This is a genomic window from Colwellia sp. BRX10-3 (genome assembly GCF_014077505.1).
GTDB lineage: Bacteria > Pseudomonadota > Gammaproteobacteria > Enterobacterales > Alteromonadaceae > Cognaticolwellia.
Window position 1 is genome coordinate 1 of record NZ_JACGWA010000023.1, and the last position, 22737, is coordinate 22737.

The following is a 22737-nucleotide window of genomic DNA, read 5'->3' on the forward strand; positions in this document are numbered from 1 at the left end:
TACTATATAAGAGACTTACTTCCCTGAGTGTTTTATGTTTTTATAATGCGTTTACTTTTTTAGGTAAACGCTTTTTTTTGTCTAAAGTTTAGTAAAAACTTAACCGCTATAACCACTACTAAATGACTTTAGCCTATGACTACGTATGATTCCTGAGCCAATATATCAATAGATTAGATTGCTTGTGTTCTCTAAAACACGATAACTTTTACTAACACACGGTCAATTTAATTCTGCAAATTAACGCCACTAAATCATCACTTTGCTACGAAAGCTGATATTACATAATAACAATGTAGGTCAAAAAAGAATTCAGCTATACAGGTGGTCAAAGGGTAGAGTATCCCACTCGCTAGTTGTGATAATATTAAAATTAAACTACCATAGTGACTTGATATATATTGAATTTTACCTTTTACCTTTTACCTTTTATCTTTTATCTTTTATCTTTTACCTTACGGTGGCAACTTGAATAAAGAAAACAATACAATATCCACGTTTGATAGCATCAAGAATGAAGTATTAGACAGTATTGATTCTTTTATTTATGCCAAAGACTTGTCAGGAAAATACACTTATGCAAACCAAGCCCTTTTAGATTTATTTGAAAAAAAATTGGCTGATGTTATTGGCTTTGATGATAGTCATTTTTACGATTTAGTTCTTTCTAAACAATTACAGATAAATGATGACTTAGTGATGAACAAAGGCATTAGAGTAGAAAGTGAAGAAAAAAACTTTATCAAAGCTAAAAATGAAATTCGTATTTATAAAGTAATCAAAAAACCACTTTATAAAAGTGACGGTAGTGTCGATGGTATGTCTGGGATCTCTACAGAGATCATTATAGAAAAAAAATTACAAGAGCAAGTTAGTAACCAAAGTTATTTACTTGATACCATGTTAAATAATATCGATGCTCATATTTATGTAAAAGATTGCGAACGTACTTTTTTATACGTAAATAGTCGTGTTGCTGAATTATTTGGTGATAAGGCAGAGAACATCATTGGTAAAAAAGATACTGATATTTTACCTAAAGAAATTGCCGAACACTTTTACCAGTCAGACAAGCAGGTTTTTGAAACAAATAAAAAACAAGTAATAGAAGAAACTGCTCATAGTGAAGATGGTGATACCTTTCATTACATCAGCACTAAAATCCCCTTTAATCAACCGGATAAGCTACCTGCGCTAATTGGCTTCTCCAGTGACGTAACTGAATTATATAAACTAAAAGAAGAATTTAAAAAACTTGCTAATACTGACCCATTAACTAATTTATATAATCGTCGTTTCTTTACAGAGCAAGCGGAAAAAGAATATCACCGCGCAAAACGCTACTCATTATCTTTAACAATTTTTACCATTGATATTGACCACTTTAAAAGTATAAATGATAAATTTGGCCATCCTGCTGGGGATCAAGTATTAATCGAGGTCGCCAAACAGCTTAAAGCTAGCCTAAGACAAACCGATATTTTAGCCCGTATTGGTGGTGAGGAGTTCTCTATTCTTTTACCTGAAACATCAGCACAAGCCGCGATGGTACTTGCAGAGCGTATAAGAAACGAGCAGAATAAATTAACCATAATGGGTGATTGGCAGGGTGAGATAAAGCTTTCAGTCAGTATTGGTGTTTCAAGCATTATCTCTAACGATGAGTCATTTGACACTATGTTTTCTCGCGCTGATAAAGCCTTGTATCAAGCAAAAAACTATAGTCGAAATAAGGTTATGTACTTATAAAAATTGCCAATATTTTATTAATCAAACTTTAACAATTTAAAGCAACTATGCCTTTCATGGCACTTATTACAGTCATTATGCACAGATACACTCCTCCTATGTGGCTGTAAAATAAACATCAATAACAAAAATCAATCACAAAAAAGCCAATACCTATAGTTAGGTATTGGCTTTTAAATTTTATAAAATCAAGCAAAACAGTTCGCTAAAAAACTAGCAGAGACCGATTAGCTTGACGCTTGATTTTTTCGTGCTTGATGAAGTTTTTTATAGCTGTCGATTAATCTAAGGTGCTTGTCTAAACCGGCTAAGTTCATGCCCGTTTTGGTAAGCCCAAAAAATTTAACTTCACCTATTGTAGAGCCAATAACGTTATTCATCGTGTTTTCACCAAACATTCTATTTAGATTACCAATAAAATCTTCAAGCTCCATATCTTCGTCTATGGTGATCTCAAGCACGGCTTGCATTGCTTGATAAAACAAGCGACGTTCAACGGTATTATCGTTAAACTGCAAGAACTCTTCGACTAACTCTTGCGCATCTTCTAATGCACCTAAGGCTAAATAAATCAGTATTTTAAGTTCTAAAATGGTCAGTTGTCCCCAAACGGTATTTTCATCAAACTCAATACCTATGAGGGTTCTAATATCAATATAGTTATCGAGCTGACTATCTTCTAATCGTGTGACTAAACTTTCTAATGCATCATCATCTAAAATATGAAGATTTAGGATATCTTCACGGTAATTTAGTGCCTTATTGGTATTATCCCAAACCAAGTCTTCTACTGGATAAATTTCTGAATAATCAGGGACTAAAATACGACAAGCTGTGGCACCAAGTTGGTCAAATACCGCAACATAAGCTTCTTTGCCTAAGTCTTTTAAAATAGCGAATAAACGATCGTTTTCTTCTACGCTCGTACCAGAAAAATCCCATTCACAGAATTCATAGTCATGCTTATTGCTAAAGAAGCGCCACGAAATTACGCCCGTTGAATCAATAAAGTGTTCAACTGCGTTTTCAGGCTCTGATACCGCAAGGCTATTAAATGTTGGTCTTGGTACATCATTTAAACCTTCAAAACTGCGACCTTGCAACAATTCAGTTAAACTACGCTCTAACGCCACTTCAAAGCTTGGATGTGCCCCAAAAGAGGCAAATACGCCACCCGTTTTCGGGTTCATTAGGGTGACACACATCACTGGAAATTGACCACCTAACGATGCGTCTTTAACAACGACAGGGAAACCTTGGGCTTCAAGGGCTTCGATACCAGCCAAAATGCTAGGAAACTTTTCAAGCACACTTTTCGGTACATCAGGTAAAACAATTTCTTGCTCTATTATTTGTCTTTTTACTGCTCGTTCAAAAATTTCAGACAAACACTGTACTTGCGCTTCAGCTAAGTTATTACCCGCACTCATACCATTACTTAAAAATAAGTTTTCAATTAAGTTTGACGGAATATAAACCGTTTTGCCGTCAGATTGACGTACATAAGGAATAGCACAAATACCACGTTCAGCATTGCCTGAATTAGTGTCAATTAGGTTTGATCCACGCAGTTCATCATCAGGGTTGTAAATACCTAAACAATAATCATCTAAAATACCGCTAGGTAAATCATCACTTTCATCTAACTTAAACCACTTTTCATTGGGATAATGCACAAAGTCACTGTTAGCAATATCTTGCCCTAAAAACTGATCGTTATAAAAGAAATTACAATTAAGGCGCTCAATAAATTCACCTATGGCCGAACAAAGTGCACTTTCTTTCGTGGCACCTTTACCATTAGTAAAGCACATAGGTGAGGCTGCATCACGAATATGTAATGACCAAACATTAGGTACAATATTACGCCACGAGGCAATTTCTATTTTCATGCCTAAGCCCGCTAATATGGCGGTCATGTTTTTAATGGTCTCTTCAAGCGGTAAGTCTTTACCTAAAATATAAGTACTGTCTCCAGCTTCAGAGCCCGACATCAACATGGCTTGCGCGTCATCTTCTAGACTGTCAATCAGATCAACTTTAAATTCAGGTCCGGTTTGTATCACTTTTTTAACCGTACAACGGTCAATTGAACGTCGAATACCTAAACGGTCTTTTTCTGAAATGTTTTCTGGCAATTCAACTTGAATTTGAAAGATTTGTTTATAACGGTCTTCAGGATCAACAATATTATTTTGTGATAAACGAATGTTTTCGGTTGGAATATCGCGAGAACTACAATATACCTTAACAAAGTATGCAGCACACATAGCGGAAGAAGCGAGGAAGTAGTCAAAAGGACCTGGCGCTGAACCATCACCTTTATATCGAATAGGTTGGTCGGCGATGACGCTAAAGTCATCAAACTTAGCTTCAACTTTTACGTTGTCGAGAAAATTAACTTTAATTTCCATTGAATTGGGCCCCACAATTGATTGCTGTAATAGCCAACATTTCAGTTTGAAAGTTTGGCTATTAAGGTATTTGTCTTAATGGGGGGAATTATCGAGGTTTTTAACTAAATAGTCTTGGGTTAATTGCATAAAGTATGGAATTAACCCCTTGAAGGGTGAATATCAACTATGAAATCAAACTAAGATAAACTCGAGTAGTATTTTTTGTGTTGAAAAATATTCATCAAAAAAACAGATATCGTCGTTCATTGACGTCCTGTCACCACGGCATCCTGTACATAAAAAAGCCGGTAGAAATTACCGGCTTGGTTTAAGTCATAATACTATTCGCTATTAAGGACACTGAATTGAAGAATTCTCAGGCACTTTAGTTTGTGATTCAAAACGAATATTGCTTATCGAGAGCTTCACAGCACCTTCAGTATAAAGTGCAAACGGTGAAACAATTTTATTCATTGCTAAACCTTTATCAGCAAAGCATCGTAAGTTAATAACAATATCTTGCCACTGACCTTGAGGTATCGCTTGCAGCTGCTTTTGAATGTCAATAGCGGCTCTACAACTATCTAAAGGATCGCCCTCAGACTCACAATGCATTTCAACAGCAACCGATTTACTGATATTTGCTTCACGCTTAACTGTCATTACTAAAGCTGAGTTTTTCTCAAGTTCAAAAGAGAGATCTTCTCTAAAGCTGCTTGAAAATAAAATGCCTGCTTTTGCACTGCTATTAGTTTCAAGTCGGAAAGCATCTTCTTGTACCACTTTGTCAACAGTTCTATATATAGCACCGGGTAGAGTAGCACTATTAGATTTCAACTCAGACGATTGCATATTAGAGGTTAAAAACATGCGCCAAGGTTTAGCTACTTTTCCTGCAAATATCGCCGTATTCTTAACTGCACTTTCATCACTGCTGACTTCTTCAGACAAAGTGTCAGATAAAAGTTCTTGTTCAGCGCTGTCTTGATAAGTTAAACCAAAACCATAAGGTAATAACGGCTCGTAAACTTCATCAAATCGGTTAACGACCTGAGTTGATGTTTTAGGCCAAGAAAAAGAAAGCTTGCCTTTAAAGTCATGCTGTATCTTTTTATTTTTGTCAGTTAATAACACATCAGCAATGGCCTTACCTTCAGAACCTGGTAACCAAGCGGCAACAAAAGCATCACTAGCATTAAGTTCAGCATTCATCCACATTGGTCGACCGCTGATAAAAATACTCACCACTGGAATACCTTGTGCTTTAAGCTTTTTCAATAAGGCTAAATCAGTTTGCATACCGCGCTGATAAGCTAAATTATCTTTATCACCATGGCCTTCTGCGTAAGGTTCTTCACCAAATACTACAATGGCAACATCAGGCTTTTGCGAAAATTGACCATTTTCACTCAACGTAATTTTACCTCCTGCTGCTTGAACTTGTGACGCTAGGCCTTCATAAATTGATGAGCCATCTGGAAAGTCTTCATTACTATTATTAGTGCCTTGCCAAGTAATACTCCAACCACCAGATTGCTTGCCAATGTTATGGGCAGCGTCACCAGCAACTAAAATATTTAACTTAGGTGAAAGCGGTAATATATTGGCTTTATTTTTCAATAGCACCAAAGACTCTCTTACGGCTTGTCGAGCAACTTCTCGATGTGCTTCACTGCCCACTAGTTCAGTTTTTCCTGAAAACAGTCGATTGGCAGGGCTAGGTTTATTAAATAAGCCTGCACGTAATTTAACCCGTAAAATACGGCTAACCGCATCGTCAATGCGTGCTTGTGGAATAACGCCTTGTTTAACTTGCGCTATGGTGTTTTCCATTAACGGTTTCCAAGCATCGGTTGGTACCATGAAAATATCTAAGCCAGCATTTGCCGCTTGTGGACAGTTATCATTAGTACAGCCAACAATTTGTCCGTGGCCATTCCAGTCGCCAACAACAAAACCATCAAAGCCCATTTTGTTTTTTAACACATCGGTTATTAAGTATCGATGGCCATGAATTTTATCACCATGCCAGCTATTAAATGACGCCATAACCGATTGCGCGCCAGCGGTTAAGCCACCAACATAGCCTTGAGCATGTAGGTCATATAAATCTTGTTCTGACGCTAGGTTATCGCCTTGGTCATCACCAGCAACTGTACCGCCGTCGCCAATAAAATGTTTAATGGTACTGATCACGCGATCATCACCTAAAAAGTCATTACCGGCATGACCTTGTAAACCTTTAACCACTGAAGCAGCGTAGGATCTTACAATTTCAGGGTCTTCAGAATAACCTTCATAAGTGCGGCCCCATCGATCATCTCTAACGGTTGCGACGGTTGGCGCGAATACCCAATCAATACCCGTGACCATAACTTCTGTCGCAGTAATTTTGGCTATTTTCTCAACTAATCCAGGGTTGTTTGCCGCACCTAATCCAATATTATGCGGAAATAGTGTGGCACCAATAACATTGTTATGGCCATGAACTGCGTCTGTACCCCACATAGTAGGAATGGTTGAGCCATCTAAAGAATCATCAATAGAGGCTTGATACATAGCTTCGGCTAAGGCAATCCAGTCTTGTGGCGTGGCATGTTTGTTATTATTTGGAAAAGCGCCACCACCATTAAGGTAAGAGCCAAAGCCATATTTACGCATATCTTCTGGCGTAATATCACGAATTTCTGGCTGGATCATTTGCGCTACTTTTTGCGCTAATGTCATATTAGACAATAAACGCTGCACTTGACGCTCAAGTGCAGCATCTGCTTTTACTTCTGAGGCAATAGTCGGCCAAATTGACAGGTTTTTCTTAGCCAACACTGATTTTTCAACAGCGATCTGTTCCGAGACTATTTCAGTGGCATCTAAATCAGATTCAACCTTAGCACCAGAATTACAAGCCGCTAATCCCAATGCAGAAATAGTGGATACAAAGAGGTAAGTAAATTTATTCATTACGCTTGTTCCTTTAAACTAACAGCCGTTGGTTTCGAGCCAATTAAACCGTAAGAAACAATATAGATGTAACAAAATATGGGTAAAACAAAGGATAATTGCACACCAACGATGTCAGCAAGAACACCTTGTAGTAATGGCACAATAGCACCACCTACAATCGCTAAGCACAAAATACCTGCACCTTGGCTGGTATGTTTACCTAAGCTATTTAGCGCTAAGCTGAAAATAGTAGGAAACATAATCGAGTTACATAGTCCGACTAGCAGGATTGCCCACATCGCTAAACTACCACTGGTTAACATAGCAATAGTCACTAAAATCACGGCGAAGAAAGCATTAAAGGCAAGTGTTTTACCTGCATCAATTTTTTGCATTACCGCAGCACCAATAAAGCGTCCAACCATGGCTCCGCCCCAGTAATAAGTCAGGTATTTAGCCGCTTGAGACTCTTCTAAACCTCCAATATTGGCTTCGCCAAAAAAGTTAATTAAAAAGCTACCAATTGACACTTCAGCGCCAACATAAACAAATATACCCAAAGCGCCTAAAACTAAATGACGATATTGCCAAGCTGAGCCTGACACAACTTCGTCTTCTTCGGTCTCTGCACTGGCAATATGAGGTAACTTCAGCCAAGCAAAAATAGCCGCTAATATCAGTAAAGCAGCGGTAAGTATTAAATAAGGTACTTTTACAGAGTCTGCAGAAGGTGCTGCAGTCATCGAATGAGCGGCTTCATTTAGAATAAGCAAACCACCTAAATATGGTGCAACCGTTGTGCCTAAAGAATTAAACGCTTGAGTCATGGTCAATCTTGAAGAAGCTGACTCTGTTGGCCCAAGTAAAGTAACATAAGGATTCGCGGAAACTTGTAAAATCGTGATACCACTGGCTAATACGAACAATGCCGATAAAAACATCGCATAACTATGCATTGATGCTGCAGGGTAAAACATTAAGCACCCTAACGCGGCGACAATTAAGCCTGCAACAATACCTTTTTGATAACCCACTTTTTTCACTAACTGTCCAGCAGGTAACGAAACGATAAAGTAGGCACCGAAAAAACAAAATTGTACCAACATCGACTGAGTATAAGTTAAATCGAAGATGGCTTTTAAATGTGGAATAAGAATGTCGTTTAAGCAGGTTATAAAGCCCCACATAAAAAACAAAGAGGTTAATGAGATCAGCGCGAAGCGATTTTGGTTAGGTGTACCAATATCAGCGGTGCTATGTTGTTTGTCTAATACGACCGAAGTACTAGCCATAAGATAAATTCCTAAATTGAGAAGAACTCTATGCGGGCTGTGCCAAAGTTATGCGCTAAAAAGCGGCTTAAGCAACACCAACATGGAAGTAAGAAAAAAGTGCGTTTATGTCTTATATAAGCGCGGCTTACAACCGTCTATTAATTAAAGCTATAAGGCGTAACTAGCGTGTAACGAGGGCTATATTGTTGAGTAAATAATACTCTTAATAACAACATAGCCCGCATCACTATACGCATAGAAAACTGCGTACCTTAAATGAATAGCTCGAATTTAAATGCCGGTTAATTATCCATGGTGTATCTAAAGCCAACGGTATATCTTGGGCCGTATTGAGCGGCACTCAAAAATTGGCTTTGGAAACGACTAAATGTACGCTCAGTTTCGTTGGTTAAGTTAACGCCTTCGAAGAACACAGTCATACTTTCGTTTACTTCGTAGTTAACACTTAGATCCCACTGAAGATACTCTTCGGCATATTGTGGTGGAGAACCTTGGGCATCAGGTAAGCCTTGACCAATTAAATACTCATCACGCCATGCGCCAGTTACTTTGACAGACAAACCATCTTTCTCGTAAAACCCTTGCAAGTTAGCAGAATTACTTAATCCTGGAAGCACGGGTTGAGAAGCCAATTGGTAGTTATCGTATTCAACGTCACCGTCAACAAAAGTGGCATTAAAGCCAGTACCAAAGCCAGTTTCACCAAATAAATGCTGAATAGACAATTCGATACCGTTAACCTTACGTGAACCAACATTTTCTGGTGAACTTATTGTCCATTCAATTAGTGGGTCAGTTGCAGCATCAGGTAATATACGATTGTTCTCACCAATACCAACACCATTAGCAACAATCTCATTGTATATAGCTGAATCAGTAGCTTGTTCACCACGCCCAGTTATAGCTGATACGGCACTATTCCAGCGTTGACCTAGGTATACATCATGTAAGCCATCAAAGGTTGTTTTAACTTCAGCGTTGTCAATCCAGTCATCAACATCTTTCCAAAATAGGCCTATAGCAGCGTAACTTGCTTCGTCATAGTAGTACTCAAGGGTTAAATCGAGATTAGTCGATTTAAATGGCTGTAAGTTTGGATTACCGCGACTACCACTTCTTGAATTAAGTTTTGGCGATGACGTTAAGCTCAGGTTCCCGAGCATATTACCTAGTGTAGGTCTGGTGATGGTTTGTCCCCAAGAGGCCCTAGCAACTAGATCATCACTTAGATCGACTTTAATATCTAACATAGGAAGTAGTAAGTCGTATTTACCTTCAAAGTCGACTTCCACCAACTCACCACCACTGGCAAACTGAGTGATCCACTCTGAACCACCGGCCCAATATATTTGCTCAGCAACGCGACTTTTTGCCGGGCTAACAATGTCTGTTTCTTCATAACGAACGCCAAGGTTTACTTGAACGTCATAGTCACTCACTTCAAAATTCCAAGCAGTTGAAACATATAAACTGATAGTTTCTTCTTCAACTTTGTTGACTGGGAAACCGTCAAAACTGCCTATTTCGTATACGTCACTGCCAACCACATCTGCAGTCAAAAATGCACTTTGTCTAGCGAAAGCTTCATCAAGGTCAAATGTATAGGCGTAACCTGGCGCAACACCATTAGAACCGAAAGAAAATTCATCAAGGAAGTTACTTAGGTCAACTCTTTCAAACATGCTATCTGGGAATATTTCAGCAAAGGTGCCATTATTAAATCCAGGCGCATTAGCATTGTTAGAACCTCCAGAGCCACTCAACGTCTGTTTAGTGTAAGCAACACCAAATTTAACTGTCTCTAAGCCAAAATTGGTGTCTGTTAACAACTTACCATCTAATTGAACTTGTGATACTTCCGACTCTCCTGGTGTCCTAGTAAAGATACTGAAATTAGAACCAATTTGATTTGGATTAATCTCTTGAGAGCCATTGTTCCAGTTAACATTAAAACCTGGTACATCACCTTCACGGAAAAAGTATTCTTTAGAAGCAAGATCAGCCGATCCTAAAATTATTCTAGCATTAGCATTAAGACCTGAGTCTTTGCCATTGTCTGTGGTAGTTTTAGAGCTGTGAGCATCAAAAGTAAAACTTAAGTCATCGGTTGCATACCATTCAACGTTAATCCCCGTGGCTTTTGAATCGACTTCACTGGTTTCGCGAAACGAAGTAAAAGATGCATCATCACCTGCAGAGTTGTAATATATAGCCGTACCGTTTTCATCTAGTTCATAGGCATTGGCATTGCCACCAAATGAGCCATTCCAAATTCCCCAAGAAAGCGAATTGTTGCCTGTTACTGCATTTGAAACCGTGTGATCAAGGGTAAAAATTAAATCATCCGTAGGAGCAAATTGAAAAGTTACCTGAGCATTAGTACGTTCACGTTGTACATCATCTTTTCCAAAACTAACTTCTTGTGGAAAGAAAGAGGCAGATACATATTCGCCATTATCTCCTTCGTTTGGATCAAAAAACTGTCTAGCAACGTTGCCTTCGGCATCGACAGGACGATTGTCAATAATATTTTCAGGATCAACGGTTAAGCTAGGATTGACTAACCAAGAACGTACATTCGCTGCTTGTCGTTGAAAGTCTCTGCGATGGTAAGAGAAATTAGCTGATATACCAAAACGCTCATCATCAAAAGTATTACTATAAATACCGGCAATTTCTGGTGTGACATCATCACCTTCTTTTACCGATGAGTCGTGGATCCCTTTGGCCATAAAAGAGAATTTTTGACCTGGATTTTGTAATGGCTTAGCTGTAACGATATTTACCGTTGCACCTAATCCACCTGTTGGCGCTTCTGCACGCGCAGTTTTCATGATCTCTAGCGAGCTTACACCTTCAGAAGATAGATTTTCAAAGTTAAATGAACGCGTAAAACCTGTCCCCGCCATTTGACGACCATTAAGGGTAATCAGGTTAAAGTCAGGACCAAAACCACGCACGGTAATTTGGCTACCTTCACCGTTAGCACGACTAACCGAAACACCGGTAATACGTTGTAAAGATTCTGCTAAGTTGGTATCAGGGAATTTACCCATTTCTTCTGAAGAAATCGCATCTACAACGCCTGACATATCGCGTTTAATATTCATCGAGCGAACTAAACTCCCACGAATACCGGATACTGTAATAACTTCTACATTGGCATCTTTTTCTGCTAATGCATCTTTGTCTGCTTCTTCAGCAAACGCTTGTTGGCTAAAGCCAGAACTTATAATGGCTGATATACACACAGCTAAGTGTTTTTTAGAAAATGTTAAATGTTTCATATTAACCCTACTTAGTTAAAATTAGATTAAGCTGGCGACTGTTAGCCGCACAAGCTTTTTTAATTACGTGTTTATGGTGCAGTTATTGCGACATTATCCAGTCGATATACTGCTCCATCACCCGTTCCCCAAGCAGGGAAAACCATAATTACATCAATTTCACTGGTATCTAAACCCGCATCAAATAAGTCAACAAGACTATAAGTATAGGTTTGCCATTGCCCTAAAACTGGCGCTGCACCTTCTTGACTTGCCGTTAAGTCCATTTCAACTGCTGAGGTGGTGTCTCCAGACTCAATTTTAAATTTCCATACCGCTGACGCGTCATTAGGAGCACTAACCATTTTCATATCAAACTTAACAACACCGTTTTGCTGTATACCGCTAGCATCATAATAGACGGCTTCGTTGGCTAAAAATCCCATTACAGTAGGAGAAGCACCGATAACAAACTCTGCTACCATACCGTGGTCAGCGTCATCATTTTCTTCCGTTGGCGTTGAACCTGCACAACAATCCCAAATAGGCCACTCAGGGTTTTGAGCATTGTCATACAAGGTTAGTCCTTGTGGTGCAGGAACACTGGCAGGATCATAGATCATGACGTTATCTAAGCGATACACTGCGCCTTCACCTGTGCCCCATGCTGGGAACACCATAAGCACGTCAATCGCACTTAAATCTAAACCGCCATCAAATAAGCTTTGAAGTGAATAAGTATAGGTTTGCCATTGGCCAACCACTGGAGCTTGCCCCTCATTGCTTGCGCTTAAATCTAACTCAACAGCAGAGGTAGCATCACCGGCTTCAATTTTAAATTTCCACACAGCACTTGCATCATTTGGCGCACTAAGCACTTTCATTTCAAATTGCACAACACCATTACTTACTAAACTTGCAGCATCTAAATAAACATCATCGTCAGCAAGTAAGCCCATAACGGTAGGAGCAGCGCCTATAACAAATTCAGCGGTCATACCATGCTCGGTATCGTCATTTTCAAGGGTTGGTGTCGAACCACCACAACAGTCCCAAATGCTCCATTGCTCTTTAGCAGCGTCAGCAAATAATACGTGGCCATTAAAACCCGTTGAGGCACTTGGATCATAAATCTTGGCATTATCAACACGGTAAACCGCACCTTCACCAGTGCTCCAAGCAGGGAATATCATAATGACATCGATAGCACTAACATTTAAATCAGCATTAGCTAAATCAGCTATGTTAAAGGTGTAAGTTTGCCATTGACCAGCAACAGGAGTTACACCTTCAACGCTGCTCGATAAAGGTAACTCAACCGCTGAGGTATTGTTATCAGATTCAACTTTGAACATCCAAGTGGCGCCAGCATCGTTTGGCATGGTCACAACTTTCATATCGAATTGAATAACACCATTAGAAATAATGGCAGACGCGTCAAATGGCGCAGGAGTTTCAGTGTTGTCTATGCGAGAAATAAAGCCCATTACCGTTGGATCAGCACCGATTGAAAATTCAGCTACGTTACCGTGTGCGTCATCATCTAATTCAACTGTTGGGGTAGAACCACCACAACAATCCCACATTGGCCAGCTTGGATTTTCGTTATCAGTAAAAATAACAAGCTCAGGAGAAGCTCCCACATCACCTTCAATTTTCATATTGGTAATTAAATACTCAGCACCTTCACCAGTTTGCCAAGCAGGGAAAACCATCAAAACATCAATCGCACTCAGGTCTAAGCCTTTTTCTTGCAGCGTAGCTAATGAGAAAGTATAAGTTTGCCATTGGCCAACAACTGGGTCTAAACCTTCAACACTGGTATTAAGCGCAACATCACCTGTGTTTGGTCCGCCGTCACCAGCTTCTGCTTTAAGTAACCATGTAGTAGCAGATGTAGGAGCAGTCACGACTTTCATTTCAAATGACAATTTGCCGTTTAAGTCGAGTAAAGGAGATGCATCGAATGGGGCTGAAACACCGGTAAAATCAGCAGGAAAATGTCCATCTCTGGTTGAAAATCCTAACACTGTACCGTTATTGTCATTGATATTAAATTGAACTACGTCGCCTTTGTCTGCATCAGCAATAATTGCAGGTGTTGTACCGCCACAACAATCCCATGCGGTCCAGTTAGCCTCTAAAGAGCCATCAAAAATAGCGATATTTTTAGCAACACCGTCACTTGGTGGTAATGGCACTGGTGCTTTACCTTCAACAAGAGCATCGTCCTTGTTATCGTATCCAGGTCTCACGGTTTCACAACCTTTACCAGTCTCAAGGTCAGACTGACATTGATAAACTCTGACATAATCGACTACATATTTGTTTTCAGCATGAAAAGCGCTTGCGTCAATACCTGTTTCGTTGACGCTTTCAGGCCAGCTACCACCAACGGCAAAGTTAAGAATTAAATGAAATTCTTTATCAAAAGGTGCAGTGTCCCAATGGGTTTTAAGCTCACCAGAGACTTGGTCGAAGTATTCTGTGAACCAACCTCTGTGCGCAAGGCCAACCGCTTCATCTTTACTGTTGTAACGCACTTTTGATTGGCGCTGTGTCGCATATAGATAGCCATCCATATACCAACGAATTTCACCTTCTTGCCACTCTATAGCATAAGTATGAAAGTCATCTGCTGGGCTAACACCATCAGCTAAGCTATAGGCTTTGCCTGAAGATGAATTGTCCGGCCAGCTTTTACCGTAATGAATGGTACCGTAAATATGATTTTCTGCGGTGCCATCTTCTCTAGCAGCACCTAAGTTAACCGATTCAAAAATATCAATTTCACCCGAACGTGGCCATTCGCCATATTCTTCATCAGTAGGCATCATCCAAAAGGCAGGCCAACTACCTTGCCCTGAAGGAACTTTCGCTCGCATTTCAACTCGACCATATTTAAAGTCTGTTTTATAACGAGTGATCATTCGCGCTGAAGTATAAGGTAGTGCAGCGCCATCTTCGGCAGGCAGAGCAACAAGGTTTAACATGCCGTCTTGTATGAATGAGTTTTCTGCGCTATCAGTGTAACATTGCTTTTCTTGGTTACCACCACCGGCACAGTTAACTTCATGTGTCCAGTTTTGCGCATTGATAGTTTCGCTATCAAATTCGTCACTCCACATCAAAGCCCAATCACTGACGGGTTGTTGTGGATCAACTTTGTTTATTTTAGTTTTGGTTTCAGCACTACTACCACCACACCCTATTAAGGTGATGGTTGATAGTAAAGCAAGCAAATGTGTAATATTTTTTGCAGCTTTTCTCATAATTTGATTTCCAATTACCCAACTATTTTTGTTGTACTAAGCAAACTCGCATGGTTCTAATTATGTTATTTAATGCGAATTTTTTAGCAGCATAGCTCGGCAGCCATAATTGCTATTTACAACACAACTACAGACTACCCCCTGTAATCATACTGATTCAAATTACAAATAGTTACAAACAAAATGCGCTATGGTGGTTATAGCGTGCGGTATAGAAGGTTTTAGACGTAAATAAGAGGCAAGGCGTTACAAAAATACGACAAGTGGTTAAATTTGTTTGGCTTCTACAATTTTTTGTATGGTTGAACTGTAATTACGACTGACCTTTAATTGTACGTCATCACCCAATTCAAGAATACTTTCACTGTTGCGTAATGGTTTAATACTTTTAATGCAATTAACGTTAACTAATGTAGATTTGTGTATGCGAGTAAATATTTTAGGGTCGAGCTGACTGACCAGTTTTTTCATGGTTATTCGCACTATATGAGTCTCACTGGGTGTGTGAACACACATATAATCACCTGCCGCGTCAATCCAGCGAATATCTTTTATCGGTAAAAATATTTTTTCTTGATCGTTATTTTTAATCACTAATTCCTGATTAAAAAGTGTTGGTAGAGGTAAGTCAGTTGCTAGCCAATTTTCTAACTCTGTTACCGCAATACCTGAAGTTTCGCCCAAGGCACGTAAAAGTTTGAATTTTTCTTTACTTGAATCTACCGGTTTGACCCGTTGCATTATGCGCTCTACCGTTTTTTGTAAGCGCCCTAAATTAGCTGGTTTTAACACATAATCAATAGCATTAAGCTCAAAGGCTTCTAAAGCATATTCACCATAAGCACTAACAAAAACAACCATAGGCAACACATCGGCCTGTAATGCTTGTACCACTTCAATACCATTTAGCCCTGGTAAACGTAAGTCTAAAAACAGCACGTCTGGCGATAAGGTTTGACACAAGTGAATGGCTTGGTCGCCATCGCTAGCTTCTGCGATAACTTCAATTTCTGGTAATTTTTCCAACCTTAGTCGTAAACCTTCTAAGGCAAGAGGCTCATCGTCAACAATAATTGCAGTTAGTGGTAAATTGATCATATGTTAAATCTTTTTCTCAAAAGGAATTGAAATAGAAACCATGGTACCGCCCTCTTCAATATCAGTAATATTGACTTCATAATCACCGTTAAACATAGCACTTAGTCTTGCTTTGGTATTACTTAAACCAATACCAAAACCATCGCTGACTTTACCTTTACTTTCTTGGCCGTTGTCGACAACTTGAATCAATAAACGATCAGCCGATTTTTTAGCACTGATTTTAATTTTACCACCCGATTTTCTTAATTCAATCGCATACTTAATGGCATTTTCCACTAAAGGTTGTAACAACATACAAGGTACTTGGCAAGCCAATGCTGTTTTACAAACATCTATTTCTACGTTTAGGCGATCAGCAAACCTGACCTTTTCAATCGATAGATAAAGCTCAATGAGTTCAAGCTCTTTTTGCAAACTTGTTTTACTTTTGTCATTTTTATCTAATGAATAGCGGAAAAACTCACACAATTTATCAAGCATTTCATTAGCGGTTTCATTCTCGTTTTTATAAATTAGAGTTGATATGGCGTTCATGGTATTGAACATAAAGTGTGGATTAAGTTGATAACGCAACATTTGTAACTGAGCGTCTTTAGTTGCTGTTTGCGCGCGCAGCAGCATTTCATGCTCACCTTGCAACTTAGTGTTATAAAGCATAATAAAATAGATGGAAGTCCAGACAAACATAGTGGTTAATGAAAACATTAACCAACCACCAAACTCTAATGTATTCCACGCCTCATTCCATTGTTGCTGATAAACCACCATTTTATAAAAACTTAGCTTAATAACATTAAATAACAACCCTAATGAGGCGGCCGAAAGAAAGCTTAAAAATAAGGTTTTTCTAAGTGGTAAATGAACAATTTTACGGATTAACTGCCACTGTAAATAAGATAAAATAAAACCACTGAGGGTTTCTAGCACCAAATTTATCATCTGCCCTGAAAAATTAAAGCCTTCAAGACCAAGCTGTGGACGAATAATAGCTAAAAAAACCACTACGGCGTAACCTAGCCAACCGGTAATTTGCAAGGTCCAAAATTGATGACTTTGCTTAGAAAAAGCCTGTGGACCTAATTCAAGCGTACTTTCTTCATGATTTGTCGCTGTCATTTCCATTGTAGATAAGTTACTTAATTGGCCATTGTATTTGTCAAAGATATAACAATTCATAGTCAACGAGCAACAAATGCGTCAAAACGAGTCATATCTGCGATAACACATCGCAGCTGTAATAATGAGATAGAGTAGCCATTAAAAGCACGCGCACCTTAAAAGAGGCGTTCCTATTTATATCTTGCACTTTAATAGACGATCAGTCTAATATGTATATATGATTAAAAATAACTCAACAGCTAAGCGCGGTAGGCCAGCTAAATCAGGTCGAGATAGCAATCAAACCAAACAAGCACTTGTACAAAGTGGCGTTGAATATTTTACTGAATTTGGCTTCGCCTCTTCAGGTATTGATCTGATCCTAAAAAAAGTATCTGTACCCAAAGGCTCTTTTTATCATTACTTCGCTAGCAAAGAAGTCTTTGGCATTGCGGTTATTGAAGAATACAGCCGTTACTTTGCTAAAAAATTAGATATACACCTGCTCAATGAAAATAATAAGCCACTAATACGTATCACTAACTTTGCCAACGAGGCTAAAGATGGAATGGCTCGATATAATTTCAAACGCGGTTGTTTAATTGGCAATCTCGAACAGGAAGTTACCCTATTGCCAGAAAGCCATCGGCTGCAGCTATTAACTACGCTTGATGATTGGCAACAAAAAATAGCGCGCTGTCTAGAATTAGCGCAACACGAGAACTCCATTCCAGCTTCACTTGATTGTAAAGCCTTAGCGAGCTTCTTTTGGATGGGATGGGAAGGCGCAATAGCTAAAAGTAAATTGGCAAAAAATCTGACCCCTATCGATATTTTTATCGATACATTTTTACAATTAATAGCAAAGTAATTTTTTTAACTATTTATAGACGATCAGTCTAAATTGGAGAGAGTAATGTTTAAGAGTTTAGTGATTGATAAAAATGATAGCCAAGGCTATCACACCAGTATTAAAGAGCTTAGTGAAGAAGATTTAAATGATGGTGACGTGCTTATTAAAGTGCTTTACAGCACTATCAACTACAAAGACGCCTTAGCTATTACAGGGAAGGCACCAGTAATTAGACGTTTCCCTATGATACCGGGTATAGATTTAGTTGGTGTTGTTGAGCAATGTGATAATGATAAATTTAACATTGGCGATCATGTTTTGTTAAATGGTTACGGTGTTGGCGAAAAGTATCTGGGCGGTTTATCACAAAAAGCGCGTATTAAGAGCGAGTTTCTCATTCCTTTACCAGAAGGTATAACACCATTTAATTCCATGGCTATTGGCACTGCAGGATACACGGCGATGCTTTGTGTGATGGCATTAGAAAAACACGGTATTACCCCAGAAAGTGGTAATATTTTAGTCACGGGTGCAACGGGTGGTGTTGGCAGTTTTGCGATTAGAATTTTGGCTGAACTAGGCTATAGCATTACCGCGTCAACTGGCAGCGAACAACAAGCAGCTTATTTAAAGAAATTAGGTGCACAAGAGATAATCGATCGTGCGGAGTTATCTGCCCCCGGTAAACCGCTAATGAAAGAGCGCTGGGCTGCGGCTATTGATTCTGTTGGCAGCACAACACTGGCTAATGTTTGTGCTAGCATTAACTACGGTGGTTGTGTTGCTGCTTGTGGTTTAGCACAAGGTATGGATTTTCCATCATCGGTTGCACCTTTCATACTAAGAGGTGTTTCGTTACTAGGTATTGATAGTGTTATGCGCCCGCAACAAGACAGGTTAGACGCCTGGAGTCGACTAGAACAGACGCAATTAGCTGATAAAATATCACAAATAGCGACAACGGTTGGCCTACATGATGCTATAGCCGTTGCTGACAAGTTACTCAGTGGTGAGGTTACCGGACGTGTTGTTGTTGATGTAAACACTTAAATAGCTGAACGCTAGATATGGGGATAAAATACGTCTGTATCTAGCGGTTTTAGCAAGAGCTGTGATTAATAAATGTTGTAACCCTGCCGTTGTCTATTTTTAACCATGAAGAATAAATAGGTAATGAATTAATTGGTATAACTACATATTGATTGTTCTGATAAGAAAGTATGACGGCCAGATTTCACGTACTTGCCGCTCCCAATTTGGGTCCACTTTGCCATTAGGTAATTGTAATAGCCAAAATTTAGCCCACTTTTGCACATTTTTACCCGACTTACTTAGCTTTAGTGGGGAAAATCGGCGCTTATATTCATTACCTTTATATTCAAAAACCGCATTGCTTCTGGCTCTTTTATGCATAAAGTCTAATTCTGCCGTAATTATTTCGACCTCAGATAAAGGTAAATACCCTTGGCTTTTTAAGCAAGCTAATATCGCTGCTTTCTTAATGCTCACCTGCATATAGTCATCTATATGAGGGGTATACACCATACCCGTTAGACCATAAATAGAAGCAAGTTCACGATCAGCTAAAACTTTAAGTGGCTCTAACTCTTGGTTAATGTCAGTAAGATCACTCATAACATGAGGCGTTTTATTTAATTTTTTTGGCAATTATATTTCTCCTATACCTTACATTCTATAAGCTTGGCACTAACGTGGTGGATCAATATTATTAGCAATACTGGTATTTAATCGAAACCAACCTGCAATAGCATAACGATCGCGTAAAGCGGGTAATACTTCATGAGGAAACTCTTCGCTTAAAAAAACGACTATGGTGCCAAAATTTGGTGTTACCGTTATTTTACCATTATCAATAATGCTTGATTGTGCTGCTTGCTGAGGATAAATAATCAATTCTCCGCCATCCTCTGCTGACCAATTGGGGTTAAGGTAAACCACCACAGATAACACACGGTTATCTTCACCTTTAAAAGCGTCTTTGTGCTTCTTATAAAAGTCGCCCTTGGCATAATGGGAAAAATGACTTTCAAAAGAAAACAAGCCTAGAAACAGGCGCTTATTTAGATAATTTTGCAATAAGCCAGCCCAGTTTATCCAAGCACCACCGGCCTCACTATTACCCGTTATCCAACAAATTTCATCGGTACGAATAAAGTCATTAATAATATGGTCTTTTGCTCGACCAATACCAGCGCGTTTAAAATTATCTTCAGGCAGCTGAGTAATATGTTGCAACAACAGCGAAGTCAAATTTTCAGGTAAAGCGAAAGGGCAAATGCTGTAGCCCTTATCGACAATGTCATTTGCTATTAATTCAAAGAGTGATTCAAATAATGTTGGGTCATCACCCAGAGGAGTAGCTTGAGCTATGTTCAACGAGAGAATGTCTTAGAGAGGAAAACTAACATGGTGGTGTTAATCTAATAAAATGAAATATGCTTCATAATAGCACACAGTTTAGTGCTTTCTTCAACTGAAACATATTTCATTGTAGGTTTATTTTGTACCCGTTATGCGCTAATAGCTAATTAAAACTAAGCGATTTTTTTCACTTGTTCTTGGTTATCAAGGTATTCGTCTAACGAGCCTTGAAAATCAATTAACTTTTTATCTTTAATATCAATAATTCGTGTCGCTAAGCTTGAAACAAATTCGCGGTCATGACTAACAAAAATTAATGTACCTTCAAAGTCTTTTAACGCGTTGTTTAGTGCGTCAATCGCTTCGATATCCATGTGGTTAGTTGGCTCATCCATGATCAATACATTAATATCAGCCATCATTAACATGCCAAATAACAAGCGGTTTTTTTCACCACCTGAACAGTTACGAGCTTTTTTATTCGCATCGTCATCAGTAAATAACATACGGCCTAACATACCACGAACACTTAAATCGTTATGACAAGGTCTACGCCACTGAGACATCCATTCCATTAGCGTTAAGTCATTATCAAAAAATGAGCCACTGTCCTGTGGACAATAACCCACTGAAGCATTTTCAGACCATTTAACAACACCTTCAAGGTGCTCTAACTCGCTCATTAAACAACGTAACAAGGTAGTTTTACCTACACCATTTTCGCCAATAATAGCTAACTTAGCACCAGCTTCTAGTAATAAGTCGCCTTTTTCAAATAATATGCTGCCATCAAAACCATGACTTAGGTTTTCAAGCTCTAGGGCTTGACGGTGCATTTTCTTACCTGGAGCAAAAGCAATTTTAGGCGTAATACGACTCGATGATTTAACATCATCAAGTTTAATTTTATCCATTTTTTTCGCACGAGAACTGGCTTGTTTCGCTTTTGAAGCATTAGCACCAAAACGGTTAACAAAGTCTTGTAGTTCAGCTATTTCAGCCACTTTTTTATCGTTACCCGCTAATAACTGCTCACGTAATAAACCAGATTGTGCCAAGTAAAATTCGTAGTTACCTGGATATACACGTAGCTCACCGTAATCAATATCAGCCATATGGGTGCAGACAGAGTTAAGGAAATGTCTATCATGCGAAATGATGATCATAGTGCATTTACGTTTATTCAACTCGCCTTCTAACCAGCTAATGGTATGAATATCCAAGTTGTTGGTCGGCTCATCGAGTAATAAAATATCAGGGTTAGCGAATAAAGCTTGTGCCAGAAGTACACGCAACTTCCAACCTGGCGCAACTTGCTGCATAGAACCGTAATGAAAAGACTCATCAATACCCGCTTCTAATAATATTTCACCAGCACGACTTTCTGCGGTGTAGCCGTCCATTTCTGCAAATTCGCTTTCTAAGTCGCCAACACGCATACCATCTGCTTCACTCATTTCAGCTTGTGCGTAAATAGCATCTCTCTCTTGCTTAACTTTCCATAGCGGCATATCACCCATGATCACAGTATCAATAACATTGTGTGCTTCAAAAGCGAACTGATCTTGGCCCAGAGTGCTGACTTTGTTACCTGTACTTACCGATACATTACCTGAGCTTGGCACTAAGTCACCACTTAGTATCTTCATAAATGTAGACTTGCCACAGCCATTTGCGCCGATCAAACCGTAGCGGTGACCGTTGCCAAATTTAGCTGAAATATTTTCAAATAACGGCTCTGCGCCAAATTGCATGGTAATGTTCGATGTAGTGATCAAAAGGTAATCCTATTTTGTGTTAACTAAACCCATTAACTGGTAAGTGCTAGCCCAGTGTTTTAAGTGATAGTTAATACTGTAATTGCTGTAGCCAAGCCGGATTAACATCAACCCAATACTCAGTCACCATAATAAAGCCGCGCATTATACAGCAATAACGCCCTGAGCCCCACCGAAACTTTACTTTTAATTGATTATTTTATAAACAGTGCATTATTTTTCGTTTTTATGAAAAAATTGCCCTTGCAGCAGCCTCTTACTTACGCTTATTAAAAAAACATCTATTACTTAACTTTTACCATTTACATTATAATCATTATCTTAATTTCGCTTATAAATCTCTCTCTGCATAAAGTAAAACAACAAAAGCTGTTTCAAAATTTGTACTTACGGTCTTAGTTTTTATATTTTCAAATAGCTATTACTTCATAGTTAAACAGTAAGGTTTTGCATGTTTTTAAATATTTAACCTTAAGTACATTGGTTTATCGCCTAAGCTAGAGAATCATATATCAATGCACATACAATAATTTTTGAGATATGTTTTTTTGAGATATGGTGTATAACTGCACCTCCAAGCTCTAACTTCCGACTTTAACTTCCA

The 22737-nt window shown here is 38.8% G+C and carries 12 protein-coding genes and 1 pseudogene; 3 read left to right on the top strand and 10 right to left on the bottom strand.

The features are described 5' to 3' along the window. The first annotated feature begins 468 nt into the window (after window positions 1-468). Window positions 469-1749, top strand: a complete 1281-nt coding sequence (locus H4J38_RS16570; protein WP_220465595.1) for a diguanylate cyclase — start codon at window positions 469-471, stop codon at window positions 1747-1749. Window positions 1750-1976: 227 nt separating this feature from the next. On the opposite strand, the gene H4J38_RS16575 is transcribed toward H4J38_RS16570, so the two are convergent. The 7 genes and pseudogenes from H4J38_RS16575 to H4J38_RS16605 form a co-directional block, all read right to left on the bottom strand. Continuing rightward, a complete protein-coding gene (locus H4J38_RS16575; RefSeq protein ID WP_182133548.1) occupies window positions 1977-4163 on the bottom strand; it encodes an OsmC domain/YcaO domain-containing protein in 2187 nt (728 codons plus the stop codon). A gap of 333 nt (window positions 4164-4496) precedes the next feature. Beyond that, a complete protein-coding gene (locus H4J38_RS16580) occupies window positions 4497-7106 on the bottom strand; it encodes an exo 1,3/1,4-beta-D-glucan glucohydrolase (protein ID WP_182133550.1) in 2610 nt (869 codons plus the stop codon). After that, the gene (locus tag H4J38_RS16585; protein ID WP_182133552.1) at window positions 7106-8380 is read right to left on the bottom strand and encodes a sugar MFS transporter; all 1275 of its coding nucleotides are present in this window, start codon (window positions 8378-8380) and stop codon (window positions 7106-7108) included. The genes H4J38_RS16580 and H4J38_RS16585 overlap by 1 nt, the downstream gene beginning before the upstream one ends. Window positions 8381-8664: 284 nt before the next feature. After that, window positions 8665-11670 (bottom strand): TonB-dependent receptor, encoded by a 3006-nt coding sequence (locus tag H4J38_RS16590; RefSeq protein ID WP_182133554.1) that lies wholly within the window; start codon window positions 11668-11670, stop codon window positions 8665-8667. Between the two features lie 587 nt (window positions 11671-12257). Beyond that, window positions 12258-14921: pseudogene (locus tag H4J38_RS16595) on the bottom strand (family 16 glycosylhydrolase); the annotation flags it as partial. Window positions 14922-15188: 267 nt separating this feature from the next. Next, on the bottom strand, window positions 15189-16019 hold the full coding sequence (locus tag H4J38_RS16600) for a LytTR family DNA-binding domain-containing protein (protein ID WP_182133558.1): 831 nt from the start codon (window positions 16017-16019) through the stop codon (window positions 15189-15191). Between the two features lie 3 nt (window positions 16020-16022). Beyond that, window positions 16023-17138 (bottom strand): sensor histidine kinase, encoded by a 1116-nt coding sequence (locus tag H4J38_RS16605; protein WP_182133560.1) that lies wholly within the window; start codon window positions 17136-17138, stop codon window positions 16023-16025. 220 nt (window positions 17139-17358) lie between these two features. On the opposite strand from H4J38_RS16605, the gene H4J38_RS16610 reads away from it, so the two are divergent. Together H4J38_RS16610 and H4J38_RS16615 are read left to right on the top strand one after the other, a co-directional pair. After that, window positions 17359-17991 carry a TetR/AcrR family transcriptional regulator gene (locus H4J38_RS16610; protein ID WP_182133562.1) on the top strand — a complete coding sequence of 211 codons (633 nt, stop codon included), beginning with the start codon at window positions 17359-17361 and terminating at the stop codon, window positions 17989-17991. A gap of 45 nt (window positions 17992-18036) precedes the next feature. After that, entirely contained in the window at window positions 18037-19023 is a 987-nt protein-coding gene (locus H4J38_RS16615; protein ID WP_182133564.1) for an MDR family oxidoreductase, read from the top strand. 141 nt (window positions 19024-19164) lie between these two features. On the opposite strand, the gene H4J38_RS16620 is transcribed toward H4J38_RS16615, so the two are convergent. The 3 genes from H4J38_RS16620 to H4J38_RS16630 all read right to left on the bottom strand — a co-directional run bounded on the left by H4J38_RS16620 (window position 19165) and on the right by H4J38_RS16630 (window position 22133). After that, window positions 19165-19641 (bottom strand): hypothetical protein, encoded by a 477-nt coding sequence (locus tag H4J38_RS16620; RefSeq protein ID WP_259365546.1) that lies wholly within the window; start codon window positions 19639-19641, stop codon window positions 19165-19167. Between the two features lie 39 nt (window positions 19642-19680). After that, window positions 19681-20370 (bottom strand): 2OG-Fe(II) oxygenase, encoded by a 690-nt coding sequence (locus H4J38_RS16625; protein ID WP_182133566.1) that lies wholly within the window; start codon window positions 20368-20370, stop codon window positions 19681-19683. Window positions 20371-20528: 158 nt separating this feature from the next. Further along, complete coding sequence (locus H4J38_RS16630) at window positions 20529-22133, bottom strand: ABC-F family ATPase (protein WP_182133568.1); 1605 nt, start codon at window positions 22131-22133, stop codon at window positions 20529-20531. Between the last annotated feature and the right edge of the window lie 604 nt (window positions 22134-22737).

Coding starts and splice junctions, on each gene's coding strand:
- H4J38_RS16575 (WP_182133548.1), bottom strand. CDS start 4,163: ATGGAAATTAAAGTTAATTTTCTCGACAACGTAAAAGTTGAAGCTAAG.
- H4J38_RS16580 (WP_182133550.1), bottom strand. CDS start 7,106: ATGAATAAATTTACTTACCTCTTTGTATCCACTATTTCTGCATTGGGA.
- H4J38_RS16585 (WP_182133552.1), bottom strand. CDS start 8,380: ATGGCTAGTACTTCGGTCGTATTAGACAAACAACATAGCACCGCTGAT.
- H4J38_RS16590 (WP_182133554.1), bottom strand. CDS start 11,670: ATGAAACATTTAACATTTTCTAAAAAACACTTAGCTGTGTGTATATCA.
- H4J38_RS16600 (WP_182133558.1), bottom strand. CDS start 16,019: ATGATCAATTTACCACTAACTGCAATTATTGTTGACGATGAGCCTCTT.
- H4J38_RS16605 (WP_182133560.1), bottom strand. CDS start 17,138: ATGACAGCGACAAATCATGAAGAAAGTACGCTTGAATTAGGTCCACAG.
- H4J38_RS16610 (WP_182133562.1), top strand. CDS start 17,359: ATGATTAAAAATAACTCAACAGCTAAGCGCGGTAGGCCAGCTAAATCA.
- H4J38_RS16615 (WP_182133564.1), top strand. CDS start 18,037: ATGTTTAAGAGTTTAGTGATTGATAAAAATGATAGCCAAGGCTATCAC.